Origin of the sequence: Streptomyces sp. NPDC058295, assembly GCF_042880655.1 — a bacterium.
Taxonomy (GTDB): domain Bacteria; phylum Actinomycetota; class Actinomycetes; order Streptomycetales; family Streptomycetaceae; genus Streptomyces; species Streptomyces coriariae.
The window spans coordinates 77,703-100,598 of the sequence record NZ_JBHVYO010000012.1 but is presented as its reverse complement, the minus strand read 5'-3'; the positions used below and the strand labels follow the sequence as shown (position 1 = coordinate 100,598).

Annotated in this window: 19 protein-coding genes; 4 read left to right on the top strand and 15 right to left on the bottom strand. The window is 72.6% G+C overall.

Going from position 1 to position 22,896, the window contains the following annotated elements; translation table 11 throughout:
* Positions 1–105 precede the first annotated feature (105 nt).
* Both ACFVYS_RS15305 and ACFVYS_RS15300 read right to left on the bottom strand, forming a co-directional pair.
* Entirely contained in the window at positions 106–3,312 is a 3,207-nt protein-coding gene (locus ACFVYS_RS15305) for a S41 family peptidase (protein ID WP_389502246.1), read from the bottom strand.
* A gap of 45 nt (positions 3,313–3,357) precedes the next feature.
* Positions 3,358–3,858, bottom strand: a complete 501-nt coding sequence (locus tag ACFVYS_RS15300; protein ID WP_389502245.1) for a hypothetical protein — start codon at positions 3,856–3,858, stop codon at positions 3,358–3,360.
* Between the two features lie 79 nt (positions 3,859–3,937).
* Between ACFVYS_RS15300 and ACFVYS_RS15295 the strand changes: the two genes are divergently transcribed.
* Complete coding sequence (locus ACFVYS_RS15295) at positions 3,938–4,333, top strand: hypothetical protein (RefSeq protein WP_389502244.1); 396 nt, start codon at positions 3,938–3,940, stop codon at positions 4,331–4,333.
* Here ACFVYS_RS15295 and ACFVYS_RS15290 read toward each other — a convergent pair.
* From ACFVYS_RS15290 to hrcA, 5 genes are all read right to left on the bottom strand, one after another.
* Positions 4,275–4,667 carry a VOC family protein gene (locus tag ACFVYS_RS15290; RefSeq protein WP_389502242.1) on the bottom strand — a complete coding sequence of 131 codons (393 nt, stop codon included), beginning with the start codon at positions 4,665–4,667 and terminating at the stop codon, positions 4,275–4,277. The two genes, ACFVYS_RS15295 and ACFVYS_RS15290, sit on opposite strands and share 59 nt — an antisense overlap.
* A gap of 26 nt (positions 4,668–4,693) precedes the next feature.
* A complete protein-coding gene (locus tag ACFVYS_RS15285; RefSeq protein ID WP_389502241.1) occupies positions 4,694–5,440 on the bottom strand; it encodes a 16S rRNA (uracil(1498)-N(3))-methyltransferase in 747 nt (248 codons plus the stop codon).
* Positions 5,437–6,525, bottom strand: a complete 1,089-nt coding sequence (locus ACFVYS_RS15280) for a nitronate monooxygenase (RefSeq protein ID WP_389502240.1) — start codon at positions 6,523–6,525, stop codon at positions 5,437–5,439. Before ACFVYS_RS15280 ends, ACFVYS_RS15285 begins: the two co-directional genes overlap by 4 nt.
* Before the next feature lie 202 nt (positions 6,526–6,727).
* Positions 6,728–7,864, bottom strand: a complete 1,137-nt coding sequence (dnaJ, locus tag ACFVYS_RS15275; RefSeq protein WP_020127760.1) for a molecular chaperone DnaJ — start codon at positions 7,862–7,864, stop codon at positions 6,728–6,730.
* Positions 7,865–8,881 (bottom strand): heat-inducible transcriptional repressor HrcA, encoded by a 1,017-nt coding sequence (gene hrcA, locus ACFVYS_RS15270; protein WP_020127761.1) that lies wholly within the window; start codon positions 8,879–8,881, stop codon positions 7,865–7,867. It abuts the gene before it with no gap.
* Between the two features lie 159 nt (positions 8,882–9,040).
* Between hrcA and ACFVYS_RS15265 the strand changes: the two genes are divergently transcribed.
* Entirely contained in the window at positions 9,041–9,757 is a 717-nt protein-coding gene (locus tag ACFVYS_RS15265; protein WP_389502238.1) for an MBL fold metallo-hydrolase, read from the top strand.
* 42 nt (positions 9,758–9,799) lie between these two features.
* On the top strand, positions 9,800–10,603 hold the full coding sequence (locus tag ACFVYS_RS15260; protein WP_389502236.1) for a DUF3097 domain-containing protein: 804 nt from the start codon (positions 9,800–9,802) through the stop codon (positions 10,601–10,603).
* Positions 10,604–10,908: 305 nt separating this feature from the next.
* On the opposite strand, the gene hemW is transcribed toward ACFVYS_RS15260, so the two are convergent.
* From hemW to lepA, 5 genes are all read right to left on the bottom strand, one after another.
* The gene (hemW, locus tag ACFVYS_RS15255) at positions 10,909–12,141 is read right to left on the bottom strand and encodes a radical SAM family heme chaperone HemW (RefSeq protein ID WP_389502234.1); all 1,233 of its coding nucleotides are present in this window, start codon (positions 12,139–12,141) and stop codon (positions 10,909–10,911) included.
* A 66-nt stretch (positions 12,142–12,207) separates the two neighbouring features.
* Positions 12,208–13,299, bottom strand: a complete 1,092-nt coding sequence (locus ACFVYS_RS15250; RefSeq protein ID WP_389502232.1) for a Dyp-type peroxidase — start codon at positions 13,297–13,299, stop codon at positions 12,208–12,210.
* A 474-nt stretch (positions 13,300–13,773) separates the two neighbouring features.
* On the bottom strand, positions 13,774–15,834 hold the full coding sequence (locus ACFVYS_RS15245) for a SpoIIE family protein phosphatase (protein WP_389502230.1): 2,061 nt from the start codon (positions 15,832–15,834) through the stop codon (positions 13,774–13,776).
* 223 nt (positions 15,835–16,057) lie between these two features.
* Complete coding sequence (locus ACFVYS_RS15240) at positions 16,058–17,932, bottom strand: AMP-dependent synthetase/ligase (protein WP_389502228.1); 1,875 nt, start codon at positions 17,930–17,932, stop codon at positions 16,058–16,060.
* Positions 17,933–18,180: 248 nt separating this feature from the next.
* Positions 18,181–20,049, bottom strand: a complete 1,869-nt coding sequence (lepA, locus tag ACFVYS_RS15235) for a translation elongation factor 4 (protein WP_389502226.1) — start codon at positions 20,047–20,049, stop codon at positions 18,181–18,183.
* A gap of 269 nt (positions 20,050–20,318) precedes the next feature.
* Between lepA and rpsT the strand changes: the two genes are divergently transcribed.
* A complete protein-coding gene (gene rpsT, locus ACFVYS_RS15230; RefSeq protein ID WP_020127768.1) occupies positions 20,319–20,585 on the top strand; it encodes a 30S ribosomal protein S20 in 267 nt (88 codons plus the stop codon).
* Between the two features lie 333 nt (positions 20,586–20,918).
* On the opposite strand, the gene ACFVYS_RS15225 is transcribed toward rpsT, so the two are convergent.
* From ACFVYS_RS15225 to ACFVYS_RS15215, 3 genes are all read right to left on the bottom strand, one after another.
* A complete protein-coding gene (locus ACFVYS_RS15225; RefSeq protein WP_389502224.1) occupies positions 20,919–21,314 on the bottom strand; it encodes a nuclear transport factor 2 family protein in 396 nt (131 codons plus the stop codon).
* Between the two features lie 110 nt (positions 21,315–21,424).
* Positions 21,425–22,414 (bottom strand): DNA polymerase III subunit delta, encoded by a 990-nt coding sequence (gene holA / locus ACFVYS_RS15220; protein ID WP_389502222.1) that lies wholly within the window; start codon positions 22,412–22,414, stop codon positions 21,425–21,427.
* Positions 22,415–22,469: 55 nt separating this feature from the next.
* Complete coding sequence (locus ACFVYS_RS15215; protein WP_389502220.1) at positions 22,470–22,715, bottom strand: hypothetical protein; 246 nt, start codon at positions 22,713–22,715, stop codon at positions 22,470–22,472.
* Positions 22,716–22,896 lie beyond the last annotated feature (181 nt).

Genomic DNA, 22,896 nt, shown 5'->3' with positions numbered 1-22,896 from the left:
CTGGGGGTCCCCCCTCCGGGGGAGCTTGCGGACGAGGCCGTTCAGGCCGCAGCGGGGGTCCGGGGGCGGCAGCCCCCGGAGACGGTCACCACGACGCCGGGTGGGCTAGGAGCCGGGCAGCAGCGGAGGCGTCTTCGCCGGGGTCTCCTGGAGGGCGGCCAGCGCCAGCGAGACCGCCTCGTCCAGTTGGACGTCCCGCTCCGCCGCGTAGTCCTGGGGCCGGGTGACCACCTCGACGTCGGGATCGACACCGTGGTTCTCCACGCCCCACTCGTACCCCTCCAGCCAGAACGCGTACTTGGGCTGCGTGACGAGCGTCCCGTCGACCAACCGGTACCGGCTGTCGATCCCGATCGTCCCGCCCCACGTGCGCGTGCCCACCACGGGCCCGATCCCGAGCGCCTTGATCGCCGCGTTGACGATGTCCCCGTCGGACCCGGAGAACTCGTTGGCGACGGCGACGACGGGCCCCCGGGGCGCGTCCTCCGGGTAGCTGGACGCCCGCATCCCGCGCGGCAGGTCCCAGCCGACGATGCGCCGGGCGAGCTTCTCGACGACCAGCTGCGAGGTGTGCCCGCCCCGGTTCTCCCGGACGTCCACGATCAGCCCCTCCCGCGCCACCTCCACCCGCAGGTCACGGTGGATCTGGGCCCACCCGGGCGCCTGCATGTCGGGCACGTGCAGATACCCCAGCCGCCCGCCGGAGGCCTCGTGCACGTACGCCCGCCGGTCCGAGACCCACGCGTGGTAGCGCAGCGCCTCCTCGTCCGCGACGGGGACGACGACGGCGTGCCTCGGCTCGCCCCCGCCGGACGGCGAGATCGTCAGCTCGACGACCTTGCCCGCGGTGCCGACGAGCAGCGGTCCGGGCCCGGCGACCGGGTCCACCGGCTGCCCGCCGACGGCGACTACGGCGTCACCGGCCCGCACCGCGACGCCGGGTGCGGCGAGCGGGGAGCGCGCGTCGGGGTCGGAGGTCTCCGAGGGAAGGACCCGGTCGATGCGCCAGCTTCCGTCCTCGTGCCGGGAGATGTCGGCGCCCAGCAGGCCCTGCCGGGCGCCGCCGCCGTGGCCGCCGCGCGGCATGACGTAGGCGTGCGAGGTGCCGAGTTCGCCGTGCACCTCCCACAGCAGGTCGACGAGGTCGTCGTGGGTGGCGACCCGTTCCAGCACGGGCCGGTAGCGGTCCAGGACGCCCTCCCAGTCGACGCCGCCCAGGTCGGGGCGCCAGAAGTTGTCCCGCATGATCCGGCCGGTCTCGTCGAACATCTGCCGCCACTCGGCGGCCGGGTCGACGGTGCGGCGGATCCGGCCGAGGTCGACGGTGATGTTGCTGTCGCTGTCCTCGTCGCCGGAGGCGCGCCGGTCGCTCGGGACGACCTTCAGCTTGCCGTCGGTCCACAGCAGCAGCCGCTTGCCGTCGCCGCTGACCTCGAAGCCGTCGGCGTCGGCGGCGAGGTGCTCGATGCGCTGCTGGGCGAGGTCGTAGCGCTCCAGTTCGGTGTGCGGGTCGGGGTCGTCCGGGGTGGCGCGGGAGGCGCCGAGGACACCGCGCACGGGGTGCCGCAGCCACAGCACGCCGTCCTTCGCCGCGGCGAGCCCGGAGTACCGGCCGGCCTCCACCGGGAAGGGGACTATCCGGTCGGCGAGGCCTTCGAGGTCGATACGGGTGGCCGGGGTGCCCTCGCTGTCGGGTGTCTCGTCCTTGTCGGGGGCCTCGAAGGGCCTGCCGTGCCGCTGCGGGCCGAAGGGGGACGGGGTCGTCGCCGCGAGGGTGATCAGGTGCGGGCGGGCCCCGGCCACGAAGGAGAGGTCGAAGACGTGCTCGTCGTAGACCGGGTCGAAGGCGCGTGCGGAGAGGAACGCGAGGTGCTTGCCGTCGAGGGTGAAGGCGGGCGCGTAGTCCCGGAAACGCAGCGGGGTCGCCTCGGTGACCAACAGGTCGGTGACGTTGGCGAGCTTGAGCTGGCTGAGCGGGCGCGGCCCGGGGTGGGACCAGGCGAGCCAGGCCGAGTCGGGCGAGAAGACCAGGTCGGACACCTCGCCGTCGGGACTGCTGTCGACCTCGCGGACCTCACCGGTCTCCCGTTCGACGAGCAGCAGCCGGCCGTCGTGCGCGGCGACGGCGGCCCGGCTGCCGTCGGGCGCCATGGCGAGCTCCAGGACCCGCCCGAGCCGTCCGGCGGCGAGCCGGCGCGGGGTGGCGCCGGGGGCCGTGCCGGTGGCGGGGGCGAACTCCAGCGCGTCCTCGCCCTCGGCGTCCGTCACCCACACGACCCACTCCTCGCCCTCCGTGCGGAAGGTGCGCGGCAGCCGGGCCCGGACGCCCGGTTCGGCGGCGAGCGCGCGGGCGGGTCCGCTGCGGTGGGTCACCCAGTGGACGGCACCGCGCACCTCCACGGCGCTGCCCCGCGCGGTGTGGTCGGGCGCTGCCCCGCCCAGCCAGCGGGAGGCGGCCACGGGATACGGGCGGCGGTCGGTGCGCTGCCCGCCGAGGCGGATGTCGAGCCGGCGCGGTTCGGCCCCGTCGAGGTCGTCGAGCAGCCACAGCTCGCCCGCGGACATGTACACGACCCGGGTGCCGTCACCGGCGGCGTGCCGGGCGTAGAAGCCTTCGAGGGGGGTGTGCCGCCGCAGGTCGGACCCGTCGGCGAGGGAGGAGTACAGGGCCCCCGTGCCTTCGTGATCCGACAGGAACGCGAGGCGCTCCCCCGCCCACACGGGGTGTTCGATGTTGCCGTCCAGCTCCTCGTGCAGCCGGACGAACCCCCCGTCGCCCTCCCGGTCGATCCACAGCTTGCCCGCCGTGCCGCCCCGGTAGCGCTTCCAGTGGGCGGCCTCGCGCCCCATCGGCGCGGACAGCACCACGGTGTGCGGGCCGTGCGCGACCGTGCCGACCGGCCCGTACGGCAGGGTCGTCGCCGGTCCGCCGTCGACCGGGACGGCGCGCGCCCAGCTGCGGCGCAGGGTCGCCTGGTCGTAGGTGCTGACGGCGAGGACCCGGCCGTCCGGGGTCCAGCCCCGCACCCGGGTCTGCCAGCTCCCCCAGTACGTCAGCCGGGTCGACGGGCCCCCGTCGACGGGGGCGATGTGCACCTCGGGGGCGCCGTCGCGGGTGGAGGTCCAGGCCACGGTGGTGCCGTCGGGTGAGATACGCGGCAGGGTGACCGGCACGTTGTCGGCGCTGACCCGCCAGGCGCGGCCGCCGTCGAGGGGGGCCAGCCACACGTCGTCCTCGGCGGCGAAGGCCACCAACTCGCCGTGCAGATGGGGGTATCGGAGGTATGCGGCAGGCGTCGCGGGCTGTGTCACCGAATCACTGTATGCACCGGCGGGACCGCAGGTCAGGGGTTTCGATCACTTCTTTCCGCCGCCGCCCCCGCCTCCGTCCCCGCTCACGGTCTCGGTGACCGTGACGGTCACGGTGACCGTCGGCCGCCCGCCGGGCCGGTCGGAGTCCGACGGCGCGACCGGCGACGGCGTCGCGGACTTGCAGTCGCCGAGACCGCTCACCCGGAACAGTTGCTTCTTCCCGACGACGGCGGTGAGATCCCCGCGCACACAGGCCCCGTCGACCGCCCGCGCGACCTGCCCCTCGACCGTGATGTCCCGCCCGTCGGCGGTCTTCCCCTGGCAGTCCACGGAGGCGACGGTCCCCGCCTTCTCCTGGTCCTCGTACCGAGCCGTGCAGGTCAGCCAGCGCACGTCCACGTCCCGGCGCTGGATCTCGGCCGTCGCGGCCTCGTCGGTGGTGTACGCCACGGACATGCTGCTCAGCCCGCCCGGCTCGCACGCCACGGCGCCCACCGCCACCACGGCCACCGACGGGAGAAGCCAAATACGCCTCAATGCCCCCATGGACGGCAGCGTGCCACTCGGGCGGGCGGTGCGGTAGCCCGTATGCGGTCACGTTCCGCGCGGGCCCTACCGTGGACGCATGAGCCATCAGCGCCGCCGGAGAACCCTCGTCGTGGACGAGACGACCAGCTATGTGTGGACGGTCGGCCACCGGCACGGGGGCCAGGAGCCCTGCCAGGAGGTCCTCACCCTCCACCGGGACGGGGTGCGCACCCACCTGGTCTTCCAGGACGGCGACGGGCGTTACGTGGGCAGCGTCGCCTACGGACACCGCGGCGGGGTGGGCGACCGCCACCATCACCTCAACCTCAACGAACCCGGTGTGGTGCGCGCCTTCGTCGACGAGGCCGTCAAGCGGGAACTGCTGCCCCTGGACGGCGAGTTGGACGGCTGGGAGCTGTTCACCGCCGTCGCGCTCAGCCGCGCAGCAGCAGCCACTCCTGAAGTTCCACCAGATTGCCCTCCGGGTCCTTGAGGTGGGCCACGCGCATCCGGTCGGCCATCGGGGCGGGACCGTGGATCAGGGCGGCGCCGCGGGCGGTGATCCGCGCGCACATGGCGTCCAGGTCGTCCACGCGCAGGGCCACCAGGGAGCGGTGACCGTTCGCCGTGTCGCCCAGCTCGCCCAGCACCTCCGCCATCATCTTCCGGTCCTGGATGGCTATCCCCGTCGAACCGGTGGCGGGCGAGAACTTCTCGTACGGTCCCCGCTCCGCCCCCGACTGCGGCTTGAGGCCGAGGACGTCGGCGTAGAAGCGGTAGCAGGCGGCGAAGTCGGTGACCAGCAGTCTTACCTGGACGAATTCCACGATGTCCTCCCGGAGGACGGGCAGGGTCAGGACCAGCGACCGGTCCTGCCGAGGATCAGGGACGCGGCCGCCGTACCGGCGGTCGAGGTGCGCAGGACGCTCCGCCCGAGCCGGTACGCCTTCGCCCCCGCCTCCGCGAAGAGCGTCAACTCGTCCGGCGAGACGCCCCCTTCGGGGCCCACGACGAGCACGATCTCGCCCGTGCCGGGCAGTGCGGCGGTGGCCAGGGGCTCGCTGCCGTAGTCACGGTCCTCGTGCAGGACGGCGGCGAAGTCGGCGCGGGCGAGGAGTTCCGCCACCTGCCGGGACGTCGACGCGTCGGCGATCTCGGGGAAGCGGACCCGACGGGACTGCTTGCCGGCCTCGCGGGCGGTGGCCCGCCACTTGGCGAGCGCCTTCGCGCCACGCTCGCCCTTCCACTGGGTGATGCAGCGCGCGGCCGCCCACGGCACGATCGCGTCGACGCCGGTCTCGGTCATCGTCTCGACGGCCAGCTCGCCCCGGTCGCCCTTCGGCAGCGCCTGGACGACGGTGATCCGGGGCGCCTCGGCAGGCTCCTCGACCACCTCCCCCAGGCTCACCACCAGCCGGTCCTTGCCCTCGGCGGCGACGACCTCGCCCCGCGCCCAGCGCCCGGCGCCGTCGGTGAGGACGACCTCCTCGCCGGTCCGCAGCCGCTTCACGGAGACGGCGTGCCGGCCCTCGGGACCGTCCAGTACGAACTCGGTTCGGGAGGCCGGGAGTTCGTCGACGACGAAGACGGGCGCCGTCACGAGGCACCGCCCTCACGGGCCTGGAACTCCGACAACGCTGTCCGCGCCTCGGCGATTTCGGACACCAGGACCTCCACCAGTTGCCCGGCGGGCAGCTCGCGGGCCAGCCGGTGCCCCTGTCCCGCCCACAGCGCCATGCCCTGCGCGTCGCCCGCCTTGGCGGCCGCCTTGCGCAGCGGCGAGGTGAGGTGGTGCACCTCCGGGTAGGCGGCGGGCGCGTACGGGCCGTGCTCGCGCAGGAAACGATTGACCAGGCCGCGGGCCGGGCGGCCGGAGAAGGCACGGGTCAGCTCGGTGCGTACGAAGAGGGGGTTGGTCAGCGCCTGCTTGTGCACGGCGTGCGCACCGGACTCGGGCGTGACCAGGAACGCGGTCCCCAGCTGGGCCGCGTTCGCACCGGACGCGAGGGCCGCGGCGATCTGGCTGCCGCGCATGAGCCCGCCCGCGGCCACGATCGGCAGGTTCACGGACTCGCGGACCTGGGCGATCAGCGCGAGCAGCCCGATGCCGGAGCGGTCGTTCTCCGGGTTGTCCTTGTGGGTGCCCTGGTGGCCGCCGGCCTCCACACCCTGCACGATCACCGCGTCCGCGCCGGCCCGCTCCACCGCACGGGCCTCCGCGGCAGTGGTCGCCGTGACCAGGGTGAACGTTCCCGCGCGCCGCAGGGAGTCCAGCACCTCGGCGCTCGGGATGCCGAAGTGGAACGAGACCACCGCCACCGGGTTGTCCAGCAGCACCGCGAGCTTGGCGTCGTAGCCGTCGTCGCGGCCGCTCTCCGGGTCGCCCAGCTCGGTCTCGTACCAGGCGGCCTCACCGGCCAGCTGGTGGGCGTAGACCTCGACGGCGCCCGTCTCCGCATACTCCGGCTGCGGCATGAAGAGGTTCACGCCGAAGGGGCGGGTGGTGAGGCTCCGCAGCTGCTTGATCTCCTGGTACACGCCGTCGGCCGTCTTGTACCCGGCGGCCAGGAATCCGAGCCCGCCGGCCTCGCACACGGCGGCCGCGAGCCGCGGGAGGGAGACACCGCCCGCCATGGGGGCCTGCACGATCGGATACGGGAAGAGATCGGTCAGTGCGGAGGACATGACGGCATGTTGTCACGTCCTCCGAACAAGTCCGAATCGACCCTTCCCATTGACACGTGCTGTCACGTGCCGGCAGATCCAGCCCGTCCGGCGATTGAGAACGAGGCCCCTTCAGGGCCGATACGGGGGTCTGGGGGCGCAGCCCCCGGGGACGGGAAAGGGAAGGGGCGGCGGGGGCGAGAAAGCCCCCGCACACCGACCGTCACCGCCCGTTGAACGCGTCCTTCAGCCGGGAGAACAACCCCTGCTGCCCGGGCTGGAACTGCCCGGTAGGCCGCTCCTCGCCACGCAGCTTGGCCAGCTCCCGCAGCACCCGCTCCTGCTCGGGGTCGAGCTTGCTCGGCGTCTGCACCTCGACATGCACGATGAGGTCACCGCGCCCCCCGCCCCGCAGGTGCGTAACACCCCGGCCGTGCAACGGGATCGACTGGCCGGACTGGGTACCGGGCCGGATGTCGACCTCCTCCAGCCCGTCCAGCGTCTCCAGCGGCACCTTGGTGCCGAGCGCCGCCGCCGTCATCGGCAGGGTCACCGTGCAGTGCAGGTCGTCGCCGCGCCGCTGGAACTGCGCGTGCGGCAACTCGTGGATCTCGACGTACAGGTCGCCGGCGGGGCCGCCGCCGGGGCCGACCTCACCCTCGCCCGCGAGCTGGATCCGGGTGCCGTTGTCGACACCGGCCGGGATCTTCACGGTCAGCGTGCGCCGCGAGCGCACCCGTCCGTCGCCCGCGCACTCCGGGCACGGGGTCGGCACGACGGTGCCGAAGCCCTGGCACTGCGGACACGGCCGCGAGGTCATGACCTGCCCGAGGAAGGACCGCGTCACCTGCGACACCTCGCCGCGGCCGCGGCACATGTCACACGTCTGGGCGCTGGTGCCGGGGGCCGCGCCCTCGCCACTGCACGTCGTGCAGACGATCGCCGTGTCGACCTGGAGGTCCTTGGTCGTGCCGAAGGCCGCCTCCTCGAGGTCGATCTCCAGCCGGATCATCGCGTCCTGGCCACGGCGGGTGCGCGAGCGCGGACCGCGCTGCGACGCCGTTCCGAAGAACGCGTCCATGATGTCCGAGAAGTTCCCGAAGCCGCCGGCGCCGAAGCCGCCCGCGCCACCGCCGCCCGACTGCGACAGCGGGTCGCCGCCGAGGTCGTAGACCTGCTTCTTCTGCGGATCCGACAACACCTCGTAGGCGGCGTTGATCTCCTTGAACCGCTCCTGGGTCTTCGGGTCCGGATTGACGTCCGGGTGCAGCTCGCGCGCGAGCCGCCGGAAGGCCTTCTTGATCTCTTCCTGCGACGCATCGCGGCGCACGCCGAGAACGGCGTAGTAGTCCGTGGCCACCTACGACTCCGCCAGGATCTGTCCGACGTACCGTGCCACCGCTCGTACCGCTCCCATCGTTCCCGGGTAATCCATGCGGGTCGGTCCGACCACGCCCAGCTTGGCGACTGCCTCGCCGCCCGAACCGTAGCCGACCGACACCACCGAAGTGGAGTTGAGTCCCTCATAGGCGTTCTCGTGACCGATGCGTACGGTCATGCCCGAATCCCCCGCCTCGCCAAGGAGCTTGAGGAGCACGACCTGCTCCTCCAGTGCCTCCAGGACGGGACGGATGGTGAGGGGAAAGTCATGTCCGAAGCGGGTGAGATTGGCGGTTCCGCCGATCATCAGCCGCTCCTCGTTCTCTTCGACGAGCGTCTCCAGCAGGGTGGAGAGCACCGTCGTGACCGTACCGCGGTCCTCGGTCTCGAACGCGTCCGGCAGATCCTCCACCAGATGCGGCACGTCCGCGAACCGCCGGCCCGCGACCCGGCTGTTGAGCCGCGCGCGTAGATCCGCCAGCGAGGCCTCCCCGAAGGGCGCCGGGCAGTCCACCATCCGCTGCTCGACCCGCCCGGTGTCCGTGATCAGCACGAGCATCAGGCGTGCGGGCGCGAGCGAGAGAAGCTCCACGTGCCGCACGGTCGAGCGGGTCAGCGACGGGTACTGCACCACGGCGACCTGCCGGGTGAGCTGCGCGAGCAGCCGTACGGTCCGGGCCACCACGTCGTCGAGGTCGACGGCGCCGTCGAGGAAGTTCTGGATGGCCCGCCGCTCGGGACCGGTCATCGGCTTGACGCCGGCCAGCTTGTCGACGAACAGCCGGTAGCCCTTGTCCGTGGGGATCCGCCCGGCACTGGTGTGCGGCTGGGCGATGTACCCCTCGTCCTCCAGGGCGGCCATGTCGTTGCGGACCGTCGCCGGGGACACGCCGAGGCTGTGCCGCTCGGTGAGCGCCTTCGAACCCACGGGTTCCTCGGTGCCGACGTAGTCCTGGACGATGGCGCGCAGGACCTGGAGCCTGCGTTCACTCAGCATCGCGCACACACCTCCAGCAGTCGTCCCCAGTCCCCTGGGAGCCCCGTCTGGCACTCTTCACATCCGAGTGCCAGCGTTCCCCGGCCCAGTGTACGGCTGTGGGGTACACCCAGGGCAAGGTCGGCCCCCGGCGCAGCGTCGTAGGGCTAGCGTCGCGGTATGACGGTGACTTGGGAAGAGCTGGGGTGGGAGCGGGTCGCGGCCGGGGTGGGACGGGTACGGCTGCCGGGCTGGGACTGCACGGCGGGGCTGGTCGTCGGGGCGGGCACGGTACTGATGATCGACGCGGGGTCGAGCCTGGCCGAGGGGGCGCGGCTGCGGACGCGGGCCGAGGAACTCACCGGCTCCCGTGTGACCCATCTCGCCCTCACCCACCCCCACTTCGACCATGTGTTCGGGGCTGCGGCGTTCGCGGGCGCGGAGGTCTTCGGGGCGGTGGGGGTGGACACCGTGCCGGCGGAGGAGCTGCGGGCGGACGCGGTGCGCAACGGCCTCGACGAGACGGCGGCGGCGGAGGCCGCGGACACCCTCGTCCGGCCCCGGCACCTCGTCTCCGGCGAGTGGACCCTCGACCTGGGCGGTGGCCGGCAGGTCCTGCTGGCGAACATCGGCCCCGGTCACACCGCCCATGACCTGGCGGTCCTGATCCCCGGCAGCCCCGAGACGGTGTTCTGCGGCGACCTGGTCGAGGAGTCGGGCGAGCCCCAGGCCGGCCCCGACGCCGTACCGTCCCACTGGCCCGCCGCCCTCGACCGCCTGCTCGAGCTCGGCGGCGAGGACGCGCTGTACGTGCCCGGTCACGGGGCGGTGGTGGACGCGGCGTTCGTACGGGCGCAACGCGACGCGCTGGCGGCCCGTTTCGGCGTGTCGCGCTGATCGTGTGTCCCTGGGCCCGGCGCTTCTCCTATCGTCATCCGAATGCGCCAGTACTCCGCCGACCTGACCCCTCCCTGGAAGCGGCCGAAACCGGTCCCCGAGGTCCCGGCGGAGGCCGGCCTGGTGGTGGAGGAGCCCGGCACCGGGTTCTGCGGGGCGGTGATCCGCTGCGAGGCGGGCACGGTGACCCTGGAGGACCGCTTCGGCAAGCACCGGGTGTTCCCGCTGGAGCCGCGCGGCTTCCTGCTGGAGGGCAGGGTCGTGACCCTCGTACGGCCTGCGTCCGGCGGTCCCGTACGTCCCACCCGTACCGCCTCCGGTTCGGTCGCCGTCCCCGGGGCACGGGCGCGTGTGGCGCGCGCCGGCCGCATCTACGTCGAGGGCCGCCACGACGCCGAGCTGGTCGAGAAGGTGTGGGGCGACGATCTGCGCGTCGAGGGCGTGGTCGTGGAGTACCTGGAGGGCGTGGACGACCTGCCGGCGATCGTCGCCGAGTTCGCGCCGGGACCCGACGCGAAGCTGGGCGTCCTGGTGGACCACCTCGTCCCCGGCACGAAGGAGTGGCGCATCGCGCAGGCGGTCACGAGCGAGCACGCCCTGGTCGTCGGCCACCCGTACATCGACATCTGGGAAGCCGTGAAGCCGTCGGCCGTCGGCATCGAGGCCTGGCCCCGGGTGCCGCACGGCCAGGACTGGAAGACGGGCGTGTGCCGGTCCCTGGGCTGGCCGGACAACACCGGGGCGGTCTGGCAGGCGATCCTGAAGCGGGTGGGCTCCTACAAGGACCTCGAACCGGAACTGCTGGGCCGCGTCGAGGAACTGATCGACTTCGTGACCGTGTCCTGAAGCGGGGGGCTCTGCGCTTCGGGCTCTGCTCTGCGCTTCGGGCTCTGCGCTTCGGGCTCTGCGCTTCGGGCTCTGCGCTTCGGGCTCTGCGCTTCGGGCTTGAGCCTGCCGGCTCGGGACTCGGGTCTCCGGGCTCGGGCCTCGAGCCTCGGGGCTTCGGTCTCGGGCCTCGTGCCTCGGGGCTTCGGTCTCGGGCCTCCGGGCCTCCGGGCCTCCGGGCCTCCGGGCTCGACTCTCCGGCCTCCGGGCTAAGGCTCGGGGCTTCGGTCTCGGGCCTCCAAACTCGGGCCTTCGGGCCTTCGGGGTCAGTCCACCAGGTCCCGCACCACCGCGTCGGCCAGTAGCCGTCCGCGCAGGGTGAGCACGGCACGCCCCTCGTCGTAGGGGCCGCTGTCGAGCAGTCCGTCCGCCAGGGCCCGTCGTGACGCCGCGAGCCCCTCCGGCCGCAGCAGGTCCAGCGGTACGCCCTCCCGCAGCCGCAGCTCCAGCAGGATCCGCTCCACCCGGCGGTCCTCGGCCGGCAGCAGCTCCCGCCCGGCCCCCGGCGACCGTCCGGCCGCCAGCGCCGCCGCGTACGCGCCCGGGTGCTTCACGTTCCACCAGCGGACGCCGCCCACGTGCGAGTGCGCTCCCGGGCCCGCGCCCCACCAGTCGGCGCCGCGCCAGTACAGCTCGTTGTGCAGGCAGCGGGCCGCCTCGGAGGTGGCCCAGTTGGACACCTCGTACCACTCGTAGCCCGCCGCGGCGAGCGTCTCCTCGGCGATCAGGTACCGGTCGGCGTGGACGTCGTCGTCGGTCATCGGGACCTCGCCGCGGCGGATCCGGCGGGCGAGCTGGGTGCCCTCCTCGACGATCAGGGCGTACGCCGAGACGTGGTCGGGGCCGGCGCCCAGGGCGGCGTCCAGCGAGGCCCGCCAGTCGTCGTCCGACTCGCCCGGCGTGCCGTAGATGAGGTCCAGGTTGACGTGGTCGAAGCCCACCGCCCGGGCCTCCGCCACACAGCGCTCGGGCCTGCCGGGGGTGTGCGTGCGGTCGAGCACCTTCAGCACGTGCTGCCTGGCGCTCTGCATGCCGAAGGAGATCCGGTTGAAGCCGCCCTCGCGGAGGGTGGCCAGATAGGCGGGGTCGACGGACTCCGGGTTCGCCTCGGTCGTCACCTCCGCGTCCGACGCCAGCCCGAACTCGTCACGGATCGCGCCCAGCATCCGCACCAGGTCGGAGGCGGCCAGCAGGGTCGGCGTACCGCCGCCGACGAAGACCGTGCGGACCTCGCGCGGGTCGTCGCCGAGAACCTTGCGGGCCAGCCGGACCTCGTCGATCAGGGTGTCGGCGTAGTTGTCACGGGAGGCGAGCACTCCGCCGGTGCCGCGCAGCTCGGTGGCGGTGTAGGTGTTGAAGTCGCAGTAGCCGCAGCGGGTCGCGCAGTACGGGACGTGCAGATAAAAACCGAGGGGGCGGTCGGCGGCGCCGGCGAGCGCGTGCGCGGGGAGCGCGCCGTCGTCGGGAACCGGCTCACCGTCGGGAAGTGCGGAAGGCATGCAGCCCATTGTCCCGTACGTCCACCCCATCCCGGATGCCCCGCCGACCCGACCCGCAGCCACCGGTCAGCCCAGCAGCTCCGCGCCCAGCGGCCGTCCCGCGCGTGCGCCCGGCAGGATGTACGCCACGGCCGAGCCCCGGGCCTCGGTGAATCCGCTCAGCTCGTCCTGAGCCGCCATCCGGCGCTGCACCCGTACGAACAGCGCGGGGTCCCGCAGGAACGCGAGGAACAGCAGGCCCTGGTCGGTGGGGCCGTCGGCGTAGGAGTAGCCGCGGCGCAGCATCCGGGCCCCCGCGTCGAGGCGGGGGCTGACGGCCCGCACGTGGGAGCGCGGCGGAGCGGCGTCCTCGGGGCGCCCGGCCGACGAAGCGCCGTCCAGCGGGCCGCCGGTCGAACGGCTGCGGCCGATGATCTCCTCCTGGCGGTGCACGGCGAGCCGCGCGAAGTCCTCCACGCGCAGGTGGACTCGTCGTACGACGAGGTAGGTGGCGTTGCCCGACCACACCCAGCGTTCGCACTCCTCAGGGGTCGGGTTGGCGGGCCCGTCCTGGAAGCCGAGCAGGTTGCGCGGGGTGGTGCCGCCGTCGGGTGACGGGGGCAGGAAGCCGTCCTGCCGCCAGCGCGGGTACAGGGTCTCCCCGGCCAGCCGGGTCAGGGTCGCGGCGATCGCCTCGGTGGCGTCCGCGGTGTCGGCGCGGAGCTGCACGAGCAGGTCGCCGCCGCAGCGGTCGGGGTCGAGCCGGTCACCGGTGAAGGCGGGCAGCTCACGCAGGGCGGCCGGGGCCCGCAGGCCGAGGCGCGCGGGGAGGGCGGGGCCGATGCCGAGGGTCGCGGTGAGGCGGGCGGCGCGCGAGCTGTCCGACTCCAGCGTCTCGGCGAGGGCGTGCGTCCACGTCCCGAGCACGGCCTTCAGTGCCCGCGCGCCCGCCGCGCCGCGCAGGGCGGGGTCGAGGTCGTACGCCAGAAGCAGCGCGGTGGCCTGGCGCGGGGTCGTCACCCCGGCCTGGCGCAGCCCGTGGAATCCGGGCCCGCGGGCGTCCTCCGGCGGATCGGCGTCACGGGTACAGGCGGTCACGGTCAGCCCGAGCCCCGCTCCGGCGATCAGGACGCGTCGACGGGTGGGCGTTTCAGATACGGCATTCGTCGCCTTCGGCACGAACCGGACGATACATCCGCAGACCCGACCACCCGGCCTCCCCCGCCCCACCCGACATACCCAGCCCTCTCCCGGCCTCCCGGCCTCCCGGCCTCCCGACCTCCCGACCTCCCGGCCACGATCGCCGGCCGCGTCGCCACCGCCACCGCGCGCAGCTCCGGCCCTACCGCCACCGCCGTACCCGCCCCCGCCGCCATCGCCGCCGCGCCCCGCCACGCCGCGCCCCGGCCCGCCCCTCCCCGCCACGGTCGCCCGGCCCCGCTCCGGCCCCGCTCGCCACACCTGGCCCCGCTACGCCCACCGTCACGCCCGCCACCACCGTCACGCCCGGCGCCGCCACCCCCGCACCCAGCCCCGCCCGCCCTGGCCCCGGCCCCGCCCGCCCTGGCCCCGGCCCCGGCCCCGGCCCCGGCCCCGGCCCCGGCCCCGGCCCCGGCCCCGGCCCCGGCCCCAACGGACGAGCACGAGCGGCGGTTACTCCGCCTGGAGTACCAGCAGCGCCAGGTCGTCCTCCGGCGGCTGGTCGCCGAACTCGTGGACCAGCCGCCGGATGCGCTCCGCGATCAGCTCCGCGTCGAGTCCGGCGCAGCCCGCCAGCGCCGCGGCGAGACCGTCCTCGTCGTCGAACTGCCGCAGGCCCGACCGCCGTTCCGTGACGCCGTCGGTGACGCACAGCAGGCTGTCGCCGGGCCGCAGCTCCAGACTGTCGCTGGTGTACGTGACGTCCTCGATGACCCCGAGCAGGGTCTGCGGTCGCCCGCCCGTGGCGACCGAGCCGTCCGGCCCGAGCAGCAGCGGCAGCGGATGCCCGGCGGAGGCGAGGGTGCAGCGGACCCCGCCCTCGAAGGGGGCCAGCTCGCCGTAGAGGAGCGACAGGAAGCGGGTCTGCGGGCCGTCGCCCGGCCCGGCGGGGCCGACGAAGGCGCGGGCGGCGGCGTCGGCCGCCTCGGTCGCGTCGTCGAGGAGGAGCTGGTTGAGCCGGTCCAGGACGTCGGCCACGCCATAGCCCTCGCGGGCCAGCAGCCGCAGCCAGGGACGGGCCAGGCCGATGACGACGGCCGCCTCGGGCCCCTTGCCCTGCACGTCGCCCACCGCGAAGCACCAGCGGCCGTCGCCCGCCGGGAACAGGTCGTAGAAGTCGCCGCTCGGGCCGCCCTGCTCGCGCGGCTCGTAGACGAGGGCGCTGCGCACCCCGGGGATCTCGGCGACCGCGCCGGGCAGCAGCCCCCGTTGCAGGACGGCGCTGATGGTGGCCTGGCGGGCGTACTGACGGGCCGCTCCGATGGCGAGCGCCACCCGGCGGCCGAGATCCTCGACGAGCCCGGTGACCTCGTCGGCGAAGGCCTGCAGCCCGGCCTGCCCGATGACCAGGGTGCCCAGCGGCCGGCCACCGGCGATCAGCCGGTAGGCGAGGGCCGTGCCGTGCGGGCCGAGCGCCGCGCCGGGCCAGGGGAAGGACTCGGGCCCGGAGCGGGGGCCGCCGTCGGGCGGACACGGCGGATCCTTCTCCAGGGCCCGGCGCAGCTCCTCGACGCGGTTCTCGCAGCCGTGCCAGACCCGGGCCAGCCGTGGCCCGGGCCCGCCCGCCCACTCACCGCGCCCGCTCACCTCGTCCTCGAGCCACACCGCGCACCAGTCGGCGAGCCGCGGCACGAGCAGCTGGCCGGTCAGCGCGGCCACCAGATCCTCGTCGAGCTGCCCGGCGAGCAGATCGGACGCCTCGGCGAGGAAGGAGAGGGCACCGCGGTTGAGCCAGTCCCGGTCCTGCGACCCGACCGCCTGAGGGACCGGGGCCAGGGCTTCGAGGAGACCCGGGCCGGTGTCGAGCGGGCGGTCCGGGCGGTCCGGGTGGGCCGTGAGGCCGGCGTGACCGAAGCACCCCAGGTGTCCCGCGTGGCCGGGGACGTCCTGCTCGGGGCCGGGATGCGACGGGTCGGCACGGCCGGGCCGGTCGGCGTCGTGGGATCCGGCGGCCGTCGGCAGCAGCCGGGCCCAGACCGTCTTCGTCCCCCTGCGGTACGTCACCCCCCAGGCGTCGGCGAGCGCGGCGACCAGGCGCAGGCCGCGGCCGTACTCCGCCGTCCCGTACGACGGTTCGGCGGTGCCGTCGCGCGGGGCGCGGGAGGGGTGGTGGTCGGAGACCTCGACGACGACCGCACGACAGCCACCGGGATGCCCGGGGTGTTCGGGATCCTCCTCCAGCCGGCACGCCAGCTCGACGTCGGTGCCGGCGTGCACGACGGCGTTCGTCACCAGCTCGCTGACGACGAGTGTGGTGTCCTCCGCGAGGCGCTCTCCGGGTTCCCCGGTCTCGCCGGTCTGCCCGCTGCCCCCGGCCCCCTTCGCGCCGAGCAGGCCGAGGCCGGCCCACTCCGCCAGCGCGGCGCGCACCAGCCGGCGGGCGGCACCGGGCGCGAGGGGACCGCCGTTCAGGGTCGCGCGGGTGTGCGGGAGCGCGACCGAGTGCGTACTCGGGTGCGCGGGCGCGCCCTGGGCACGGGACGCGGTCTCCCGTTGCGTCGGAATGGCCCCCATGCGCAGCTCCCCGGGCGGTCGGATGCCCACAGGGTGACAGACGGGTCCCGGCCATGAGCGCCGGGTTACCGAAGTGGGCCGTCCTGAGCGAGAACCGTGCTACGCGGCTGTCCGCATGTGCTCGATGAAGCGCGGTTGAGGGGCGGAATCCGAGCATTCGGACTCCGCCCCGCCACGCGCCGACGCGCCGTGCTCCGCGCCGTCGCGCCCCCGCGCTGGCGTGCTACGCCTCGCGCGATCCGGCGTACATCTCGTCGATGAGGTGCTTGTACTCCCGCTCCACGACGGGCCGCTTCAGCTTCAGGCTCGGCGTGATCTCGCCGTGCTCGACGTCCAGGTCCCGGGGCAGCAGCCGGAACTTCTTGATGGTCTGCCAGCGCTGGAGTCCCTCGTTGAGCTGCTTGACGTAGCCGTCGATGAGCTCCACGGTGACGGGCGAGGCGACGACGTCCGCGTACGACTTTCCGGCCAGCCCGTTGTCCTTCGCCCAGTCGAGGAGCGACGGCTCGTCGAGGGCGATGAGCGCCGTGCAGAAGTTCCGGTCGGCGCCGTGTACGAGGATGTTGGAGACGTACGGGCACACCGCCTTGAACTGTCCCTCGACCTCGGCGGGCGCGATGTACTTGCCGCCGGACGTCTTGATGAGGTCCTTCTTGCGGTCGGTGATGCGCAGGTACCCGTCGGGCGACAGCTCGCCGATGTCGCCGGTGTGGAACCAGCCGTCGGCCTCCAGGACCTCGGCGGTCTTCTCGGGGAGCCCGTGGTAGCCCTCCATGATGCCGGGGCCGCGCAGCAGGATCTCGCCGTCGTCGGCGATCCGCACCTCCGTGCCGGGCAGCGGCTTGCCGACCGTGCCGGTGCGGTAGGCCTCACCGGGGTTGACGAAGGAGGCCGCGGAGGACTCCGTCAGGCCGTAGCCCTCGAGGATGTGGATGCCGGCGCCGGCGAAGAAGTAGCCGATCTCCGGGGCGAGCGCCGCCGACCCGGAGACACACGCGCGCAGGTTGCCGCCGAAGGCCTCGCGGATCTTGGAGTAGACGAGCGCGTCGGCGACCTTGTGCTTGGCGCCGAGCCCGAAGGGGACGGCGACGGTGCCGGTGCGCCGGAAGTTGTCCTGGGCGGCCTTGGCGTACTCGCGGGAGACCTCGGCGGCCCACTGGAAGATCTTGAGCTTCGCCCCGCCGCCCGCACGGGCCTTGGCGGCGACCCCGTTGTAGACCTTCTCGAAGATGCGCGGCACGGCGGCCATGTACGTCGGCTGGACGATCGGCAGGTTCTCGATGATCTTGTCGACGCGGCCGTCGACGGCGGTGACGTGCCCGACCTCGATCTGGCCCGAGGTGAGGACCTTGCCGAAGACGTGCGCGAGCGGCAGCCACAGGTACTGCACGTCGTCCGGGCCGACCAGGCCGGTCGCGGCGATCGCCTTCGCCATGTACGACCAGTTGTCGTGCGGCAGCCGGACACCCTTGGGCCGGCCGGTGGTGCCGGAGGTGTAGATCAGAGTGGCGAGCTGGTCCTTCGTGATCGCGCCGACCCGCTCCTTGATCAGCTCGGCTTCCTTCTCCAGCCGGGCGGCGCCGCGCTTCTCCAGCTCGTCGAGGGTGAGGATCCAGTCGGCTGTCTCCACACCGGCCGGGTCGATCACGACCACATGGGTGAGGGCGGGCAGCTCGGCGCGCTTCTCGACGGCCTTGGCGAGCTGGGCGGCGTCCTCGGCGATCAGCACCTTGGACTCGGAGTCCGCGAGGATGAACGCGGACTCGTCGGCGTTGGTCTGCGGGTAGACGGTGGTCGTCGCGGCCCCGGCGCACATGATGCCGAGGTCGGCGAGGATCCACTCGAGCCGGGTCGAGGCGGCGAGGGCGACGCGCTCCTCGGCCCGCACGCCCAGCTCGATCAGGCCGGCCGCGATCGCGTAGACGCGTTCGGCGGCCTGCGCCCAGTTCAGCGACTTCCAGTCGTCGGGGCCCTCACCGGACGCCGCCGGTACCGGGTACCGGTACGCCTCGGCGTCGGGCGTGGCCGCCACGCGCTCCAGGAAGAGGCCCGCGACGGACGGCGGACGGTTCTCGATCAGTGTCTGTGTGTCGCTCACGACATCCTCCGGGCCCGCGACGATGCGGCTGGCTCATTGCGGCGTCGTTCGACGCGGCGGTTGCTGACAGCGGCGGTTGTTGACGGCGGCTGTTGTTTAACTCACGAGTAACTACCGAGCAGGGATCAGAGTAGAGGGCGACTGGCCAGCACGTAAGGGGCTCCGGGCAGTCACTTTCTCCTGAATACAGCCACAAGGCCCGCCGCGCTGTCGCGCGACGGGCCCTGAAAACCTGCGTGGATACGTGGCTATTTCTTGCCCTTGCCCGATCCCGGGTTGTCGTCACTGCTCAGGACGGCGATGAACGCCTCCTGCGGAACCTCCACGGAACCCACCATCTTCATCCGCTTCTTGCCTTCCTTCTGCTTCTCCAGCAGCTTCCGCTTACGGGAGATGTCACCGCCGTAGCACTTGGCGAGGACGTCCTTGCGGATGGCGCGGATGGTCTCGCGGGCGATGACCCTGGAGCCGATGGCCGCCTGGATGGGCACCTCGAAGGCCTGCCGCGGGATCAGCTCGCGCAGCTTGGCGACGAGCCGTACGCCGTACGCGTACGCCGCGTCCTTGTGCGTGACCGCCGAGAAGGCGTCCACCTTGTCGCCGTGCAGCAGGATGTCGACCTTGACCAGGCTGGAAGCCTGCTCGCCGGTGGGCTCGTAGTCCAGCGAGGCGTAGCCGCGCGTCTTGGACTTCAGCTGGTCGAAGAAGTCGAAGACGATCTCCGCGAGCGGGAGCGTATAGCGGATCTCGACCCGGTCCTCGGAGAGGTAGTCCATGCCGAGCAGGGTGCCGCGCCGGGTCTGGCACAGCTCCATGATCGAGCCGATGAACTCGGAGGGCGCGAGGATCGTGGCGCGTACGACGGGCTCGTAGACGTCGTCGATCTTCCCCTCGGGGAACTCGCTCGGGTTGGTGACGGTGTGCTCGGACCCGTCCTCCATGACGACGCGGTAGACCACGTTCGGCGCGGTGGCGATCAGGTCGAGCCCGAACTCGCGCTCCAGCCGCTCGCGGATCACGTCGAGGTGCAGCAGGCCCAGGAAGCCGACGCGGAAACCGAAGCCGAGGGCGGCGGACGTCTCCGGCTCGTACACCAGCGCGGCATCGTTGAGCTGGAGCTTGTCGAGGGCGTCGCGCAGCTCGGGGTAGTCGGAGCCGTCCAGCGGGTACAGACCCGAGAAGACCATCGGCTTCGGGTCCTTGTAACCGCCGAGCGCCTCGGTGGCCCCCTTGTGCAGGGTGGTGATCGTGTCACCGACCTTGGACTGGCGGACGTCCTTCACACCGGTGATCAGATATCCGACCTCACCGACACCCAGGCCGTCGGCCGACTTCATCTCGGGGGCCGAGACGCCGATCTCCAGCAGCTCGTGCGTCGCGCCGGTGGACATCATGCGGATCCGCTCACGCTTGTTGAGCTGACCGTCGATGACACGCACGTACGTCACGACACCGCGGTAGGAGTCGTACACCGAGTCGAAGATCATGGCGCGCGCGGGGGCGTCCTGGACGCCGACCGGCGCGGGGACCTCGGCGACGACCCGGTCCAGCAGTGCCTCGACGCCCAGACCGGTCTTGGCGGAGACCCTGAGCACGTCCGCGGGGTCGCAGCCGATGAGGTTGGCGAGCTCCTCGGAGAACTTCTCGGGCTGGGCGGCCGGCAGGTCGATCTTGTTCAGTACGGGGATGATCTTGAGGTCGTTCTCCATCGCCAGGTAGAGGTTGGCGAGAGTCTGGGCCTCGATGCCCTGGGCGGCGTCGACCAGGAGGACGGTCCCCTCACAGGCGGCCAGCGACCGGGACACCTCATACGTGAAGTCCACGTGCCCGGGGGTGTCGATCATGTTGAGGATGTGGGTCTTGCCCGGGTCCTCGGTCGGGGCCCAGGGCAGTCGGACCGCCTGGGACTTGATCGTGATGCCGCGCTCGCGCTCGATGTCCATGCGGTCGAGGTACTGAGCACGCATCTGGCGCTGATCGACGACTCCGGTCAGCTGGAGCATGCGGTCGGCGAGCGTGGACTTGCCGTGGTCGATGTGCGCGATGATGCAGAAATTGCGGATCAGAGCCGGGTCGGTACGGCTCGGCTCGGGCACATTGTTAGGGGTCGCGGGCACGCAGGGTCCTGTCTCTTGAGGCGCCTTGTGCCTCGGGTCGGATCGATACGTAGGCTCCATGGTCCCACGGGTGGCGACCGGGGACCGGTTTGGGCCACTCGGGGAGCCACTGGTAGTCTGGGCAGCTGTGTCTCTTGCCCTCTCAGCACGAGGCACGTCTCCTCGGAGAACTTCCCGGACAACACTTCTCGGGGAACTTCGAGGCATCTCGGAAACTCATCGGTACGGGACCCGTACGGGCCCGTGCCTGAACCTGAAAAGGCTCATTCGTGGCGAACATCAAGTCCCAGATCAAGCGGATCAAGACCAACGAGAAGGCTCGGCTGCGCAACAAGGCCGTCAAGTCCTCCCTGAAGACCGCGATCCGCAAGGCCCGTGAGGCTGCTGCCGCGGGTGACGTCGAGAAGGCCACCGAGTACCAGCGCGCTGCCGCGCGTCAGCTCGACAAGGCCGTCTCGAAGGGCGTCATCCACAAGAACCAGGCCGCCAACAAGAAGTCGGCGCTTGCTTCCAAGGTCGAGACCCTCAAGGGCTGAATCCCTCAGATCTGATCGCCGGAAGGACCCGGGCGGGCCCTCTCTCATCCGCCCCCGACCGGCACCCTACGGATCGCGCACGGCCTGCGTTCGCCACGCGGGCGCGATCCAACAGCTTGAAGCTTGAACCGAAGGCCCCCGCGGCCCGCCCTTCCCCAGGGCGGGTGCGGGGGCCTTCGGCATGGTCCCGGCCCCTGCCCCCCAGGGGTGCTCCCTTCGCAGAGGCCGGCCGCCGGGACCATCAGAGGTGACAGAGGGCCGACGGTCACGACGGGGCCGATGGTCACGACGGGGCCGATGGGTCCAATGGGGAAAACGGCACCGGCAGGGCCGTCAGGACCAGAAGTCGTTGCTCGTGTCGATGTCCTCGACGCACTCGTCGAGATCGCTGATCTTGTCACCGACGATCCGGAAGACGATGCCCCCGTTGTCGTCCATGTGCTTGCCTTTGCGGTCGGCGGTGATCCGGTGCAGGGATACGGCGTGCCCACGGCCGTCGACGAGGACGGTGCGCAGGTCGACGCGCAACGATCCGCCCGTCTCCGAGAACAGCCTGCCGTACATGTCCATGACCGCGTCGAGGCCCTTGAAGTCCCCGGAGAGCATGTGGGAACCGGGCACGTGGTGCGTACAGTCCCCCGTCATCATCCCGCGCAGGGTATCCATGTCTCCGCGGGTGAAGGCCTCGTATCCCTTGCGAACGAGTGCTGCGTGCGGGTGTTCAGCCATGTCGATCGCCACCTTTCCCATGCGCGGGCGATGTGCGGCTGTACCCCCGATTCTCCTCCCCTGCAAGGGGACGGCTACTGGATCACCCCAGCGGCACCCGGGAGGTACGGCTACCCGCGTCCCCCGGACCGCGCCGCCCGCGCGACCGCCACGACGGCCTTCTCGAGGGCGTACTCGGGGTCGTCACCGCCGCCCTTCACTCCCGCGTCCGCCTCGGCGACGGCCCGCAGCGCGGCGGCCACTCCGTCCGGCGTCCAGCCCCTCATCTGCTGGCGTACCCGGTCGATCTTCCAGGGCGGCATGCCCAGCTCCCGCGCGAGATCGGCCGGCCGGCCACCCCGCGCCGAGGACAACTTGCCGATGGCCCGCACTCCCTGGGCCAGCGCACTGGTGATCAGCACCGGCGCGACCCCGGTCGCCAGCGACCAGCGCAGCGCCTCCAGCGCCTCGGCGGCCCGCCCCTCCACCGCCCGGTCGGCGACGGTGAAGCTCGACGCCTCGGCCCGCCCGGTGTAGTACCGCCCGACGACGGCCTCGTCGATGGTCCCCTCGACATCGGCGACCAGCTGGGACACGGCCGAGGCCAGCTCCCGCAGATCGCTGCCGATGGCGTCGACGAGCGACTGGCACGCCTCGGGCGTCGCCGACCGCCCGGTGACCCGGAACTCCTGCCGCACGAAGGCCAGCCGGTCCGCCGGCTTGGTCATCTTCGGGCAGGCCACCTCCCGCGCCCCCGCCTTGCGCGCGGCGTCCAGCAGCCCCTTGCCCTTGACCCCGCCGGCGTGCAGCAGCACCAGCGTGATCTCCTCGGCGGGCGACCCCAGATACGCCTTGACGTCCTTGACCGTGTCGGCGGACAGGTCGTGCGCGTTGCGTACCACCACGACCTTGCGTTCCGCGAAGAGCGAGGGGCTGGTCAGCTCGGCGAGTGTGCCGGGCTGCACCTGGTCCGGGGTCAGGTCGCGCACGTCCGTGTCGGCGTCGGAGGCCCTGGCGGCGGCCACCACCTCCTGCACGGCACGGTCGAGCAGGAGGTCCTCCTGGCCCACGGCAAGCGTCACCGGGGCGAGAGGATCGTCATTCGCAGTCTTCCTGGCCATCACCGAAAGCATCCCACGCGCCACTGACAACCCGACCCCCACCGACGGATCACGGTCACGGCTCCTCCCGCCAGCCCTCCCACTCCCCCGCGAACTCTTCTAGCGCCGCCGCGTCGAGGCGTTCCTCCTCGTCCCGCAGCAGGACGAGCCACTGCGCGTCCTCCGCGTCGTCCTCCCCCGCCAACGCGTCCCGGACGACCCTCGGCTCCTCGCGCACCCCGAACCGGTCCCCGAGCGCCTGCGCCACCTCCTCCGCGGCATCGCGATCGGGCAGCACCAGCACATGTCTCACATCACTCACCGCACCATTTTCCGACACCCTCAGGAAACAGTGCGCAGGCGGTGTCCAGAAAGGGGGACAGTGCGCAGGCAGTGCCCAGACGGTGCCCTGGCAGGCCTCAACCGGTCATCCCGGACGGTGCCCCAACCGGTGCCCCCGCGCCCCCGGCCAGGGCCCCAACCGGTCACCCCGCCCCCGGGGC